Here is a 4,032-nt window from a genome sequence, read left to right as displayed (position 1 = left end):
CAGAACGAAGACCACTCGTAGCCTAAGGTGTTCGCACCGGCCGGCAGCGGCTCGTGGGGTGGTTACACCATACTCGACAGCCGGATACGGGCGATAACGAGAGCAGGCATCATGAGGGTGGCAGTGAACAGCATCGCGATGGTAACCGGTCTTTTCATGTCCGGGCGTGTTTCAGTATTGCTGTTTTATTATATACCACTCAGGCTTGTCCTTGTCGGCAAGTACTTTGTCTATCGTGTAGTCGTCTTTGTCGATGGTGTGCACCCATTTGACGCGTTTTCCTGTGTCTGTCTGCTTCCCGTCCGTATTTACCGAGCCGCTCTCACCGTAGAAAGCCGTCTTCTCTTTCTCCACTCCCCAGTTGTGCCAGCCCTCAGGCGATATGTGGCTTCCCATCACACAGTCTATGTATACTGTCTTGGCGTAAGGACGCCATGGTCTGCCCAGCATTACTTTCTCCACTCCCGGCTCGGCCGTCAGCCGGCATTTGTGCAGCACATAGCCGTATTTCACGTCTTGCAGGGTCGATGCGGCAGTGAGGTATCCGCGTCTGAGGCTGTGTATCTGGCAGTTGTCAAAGAAACATGTGGACGCACCGAAGATGAAATCCACCGTGCCTTCGATGTAGCAGTCTTTGTATAATTGCTTGGAACGTTTGCCGTAAGTATACAGAGTGTCTTGGAAACCTTTGAATCGGCAATTGACGAACACGGCCCTGTCGCCGCTTACAAATAGTGCGACAGCCTGACCTACAGGTCCCGCTGTGTTGCTGAATGTTATGTTGAAAGCGTGAAAGTCGGGTCCGTATATATAGCAGGACGAAGAACCTGACGTGCCGATATTCTCGCCAAACTTATTAGGCTTCGATGCGTAATCGTCATACGTGAGAATCGTTCCCTCTACGCTTTCGCCTATTATGGTGACGTTTTGTTTGCTTTCTGCAAGTATTAGTTTCTCCTTGTATATGCCGTTGCGTATGAATATGCGTGTCTCTCCGGCTTTTCGGTAGTCGGGAACTGCGTTGAAAGCTTCCTGTACGGTCTTGAAATCTCCTGTGCCGTCTTGCGCAACGATGAAGTCGTAGTTTTCTTTTTGCTGTGCCATGACTGAAAGTGAAGTGATTATCATGACAATGATTGATAATGCTTTTTTCATAATTGATTGTTTCTGATTTGTAGATGTTGTTTTAAGTATAATATGTTTAATCGGTAAGCCGTCTTGCAATGAAGAATTTTCTTGTGGACAAAAGCAACAGTAGAGTGCCTGTAATCTGTGAGCCGGCGGTAAACAGGAAAGCCGCTGTGTAGCCGATATGTTCCACAATGAGTCCTCCCGAAAGTATACCTATTCCCATACCGATATCCCACGATGTGAGAATGGATGAGTTGGCTGTGCCCCGCTGGTCTTTTCTTGCCACGGAGATGAACATGTTCATGAATGCCGGAAACATCCTGCCGTTGCCAAGTCCTATGAGCAGCGCCGACAGGTAGTATGCCCACATTCCGGGTGATAGAGCGAAAAGCGAGAATCCGAAAGAGCTTAGTATTGCTCCTTGGAGAGCGTTTCCCGTCAGTCGGCCTTCCCTTAGAGACTTTGCGCCGTATAGGCGCGATGCCGCGAGACCTATTGACAGTATGGCAAAGAAAACTCCCGTGCCATCCGTAATTCCGAGTCTCTCTTTTCCGTATATGGCCACGTAGTTGCTCATCACTCCCCAGCATAGTCCGAAGAGTAGAATATTTATTGCCATAAGCCATGCGCGAGTGAGGAAAAAGTGATCCATGCTGATGCGTGGTTTGTCCTCTATCGGCTTCCGTTTACGTAGTTTAATCGAATATGCGCATAGGAAACCGGTGAAGGCCACGGCCAAAGAGATCCAGAAGAGGATGGCAAAATTGTCAGTTGCGCTGTATATCCATATTCCGGCCGACGGCGCGATGGCCATGGCTATGTTGTTGCTCAGTCCGTAGAAGCCTATTCCCTCGCTGCGTCTTGAAGACGGAAGCACGTCTATCGCCACCGTACTGTTGGCCACGGTGGTGGCTCCGAACGGCAGTCCGTGCAGTGTGCGTACTATGGCGAACATAAGGAGCGTGCTTGCTCCGATATATCCGGCAAAACATATAAAGAATGAGAAGAAACAGAGCATTAGGACTTTTTTGCGGTCGAAACAGTCTACAATAAAACCGCTGAACGGCCTTACCACCAGCGCCGCCGTCACATAGCCCGACAAGACCAGTCCTGTCAAGTCCTTGTCGGCATGAAAGTGCTCATTGAGATATATCGGAAGCAGGGGCGTCAGCAGGTAAAAAGAGAAAAACATCATGAAATTTCCGCACATGGCCTTGCAATACTCTTTGTTCCAAAGCCGTTCTTTCGCTTCGGTATCGGTCATGTATTTTGAGACTGCCAGTTCTTTATCGGATTTCAATTTGCCGCTCATTTTGAAAATATAAACCGATACAAAGGTAATATATTTATTCTTAAACGGGCTTTTTTAGTTCTTGTTTTATGTTTGCTGAGGCTTTGTTTGCCGATAGATGGACCCGGATGTCATCGTTATGCCCTTTCAGTGATATGGCGATGACATTTCGGAGCGGTTATTTCTCTGTTGGTTTCCCTTTCTGCTCCCACTCCATGATTCCGCCTTTCAGGTTTACGACCTCATAGCCTTCTTTCTTCAGTATACGTGCGGCTGTGAGCGAGCGCCTGCCCGACCGGCAGTATACCCATACCGTGCGGTCTTTCGGCAGCTGTGCGGCCACCATGTTCCTGAAGCCGGCTTTCTGCACGTCTATGTTCTTTGCGCCGGCTATATGCCCTTCGGCATATTCGCCGGCCGTGCGCACGTCGAGCACTGTCGCACTGTCGGATTTAATCCCTTGTTCAAATTCTTCCGCTCCTACGCTGTTTACGTCTTCGCTTTGGGCACATGCTCCGAGAATGGAACCGATACAGCCTAACAGCAGTGTCTTTATTTTCTTTTTCATATCCGTTTATGTCGTATTGATTAATGTTTGACTTTGTGGCTGTCAGGCTGTGGATGTGTGTCTGTCCTGCCACGGTTGCCATTGCTTTATGATGTTGAAGAGCCGTCCGAGCCTTTCACCGTATTCCTCCGGGTATACCAGCGAGTATGCGATCCATAGTTTGTCCTTGGGCGTGTATTTGGTGTAGTGCCGGTAGCCTTCTATCGGCACTCCGTTCTCATATATCCGCCCGTGCAGTATATATCCGTCGTCGGTCTTCGCTATTTGTGCGTTTATGTCGCCGGCGAGCTTCGCAATGGCCCTGTCCGGATTGGCGGTGTCCGATATTCTGCACGTGAAGCATTCCATTATTATATGTGTGGTGGTGTCGTGCCTGAATGTCACCAAGCCTGTCGTGTCGTCTTCCGTCTTGTCTATTTTGAAGCATTCCGGGTATTGTACAGTGAAGCCTATATAGGGGTCGGTGTATGATATGAGCGGGCTTCTGTTTATTTCTTCTTCCAGCACGTCGGCGAAATCCTTGTACTTCATTCTTGGCATGATGGTATCTGCCAGTCCGGCGGCAAGCGCGAATAGTATGGAAATGGCGATGAGGGTTCTCATTTTTTTAGTTATTTGTTTTTATAGGCAAAAATATTTTGTCCGTGCTGCAAATATAATATATTGTGGCGAAACGGCTTGCTGTTGGCTTTTTTATATAACATTTTTTTATATTGTACTGTATGCAATTGTCACGTCTTGACCGTATGTGCCCGCAGTGTTATTTTTTAGGGAGGTGAACCGGCAATCGAGTTATAGGATGACACCTGATATGGAAATTGGATTTACATGGATTTTCTACTGCCCCCCTTATCACCACTGATTTTCTACTGCCCCGTAAAAAGGCGTTGCCGCTTAGGCGTGACGGGGTGGGTGAGGGCAAAAAGAAAACCCTGCCGCTTGCGCGAACAGGGCTAATGAAAGGAGGAGTGGTGCCACCAGGAATCGAACCGGGGACACAAGGATTTTCAGTCCTTTGCTCTACCAACTGAGCTATGGCACC

Annotated in this window: 3 protein-coding genes, 1 tRNA gene and 1 pseudogene; all 5 read right to left on the bottom strand. The window is 48.7% G+C overall.

From position 1 onward, the window contains the following. Nucleotides 1-171 precede the first annotated feature (171 nt). Nucleotides 172-1,083: pseudogene (locus MoGM_RS00255) on the bottom strand (pectinesterase family protein); the annotation flags it as partial. A gap of 118 nt (nucleotides 1,084-1,201) precedes the next feature. Then, entirely contained in the window at nucleotides 1,202-2,443 is a 1,242-nt protein-coding gene (locus tag MoGM_RS00250; protein WP_104368253.1) for an MFS transporter, read from the bottom strand. Nucleotides 2,444-2,600: 157 nt separating this feature from the next. After that, nucleotides 2,601-2,990: a rhodanese-like domain-containing protein gene (locus MoGM_RS00245; protein WP_104368252.1), complete on the bottom strand. Its 390-nt coding sequence runs from the start codon at nucleotides 2,988-2,990 to the stop codon at nucleotides 2,601-2,603. Nucleotides 2,991-3,032: 42 nt separating this feature from the next. After that, nucleotides 3,033-3,593 carry a hypothetical protein gene (locus MoGM_RS00240; protein WP_104368251.1) on the bottom strand — a complete coding sequence of 187 codons (561 nt, stop codon included), beginning with the start codon at nucleotides 3,591-3,593 and terminating at the stop codon, nucleotides 3,033-3,035. Nucleotides 3,594-3,959: 366 nt separating this feature from the next. Further along, nucleotides 3,960-4,032: transfer RNA gene (locus MoGM_RS00235), tRNA-Phe, on the bottom strand.

Origin of the sequence: Prevotella sp. MGM1 (assembly GCF_002933775.1) — a bacterium.
GTDB lineage: Bacteria > Bacteroidota > Bacteroidia > Bacteroidales > Bacteroidaceae > Prevotella.
This window is presented reverse-complemented; position numbering and strand designations above follow the sequence as displayed.

Bases quoted from the DNA above. Each gene is read 5' to 3' on its own strand.
- MoGM_RS00250 (WP_104368253.1), bottom strand. From the start codon at position 2,443: ATGAGCGGCAAATTGAAATCCGATAAAGAACTGGCAGTCTCAAAATAC.
- MoGM_RS00245 (WP_104368252.1), bottom strand. From the start codon at position 2,990: ATGAAAAAGAAAATAAAGACACTGCTGTTAGGCTGTATCGGTTCCATT.
- MoGM_RS00240 (WP_104368251.1), bottom strand. From the start codon at position 3,593: ATGAGAACCCTCATCGCCATTTCCATACTATTCGCGCTTGCCGCCGGA.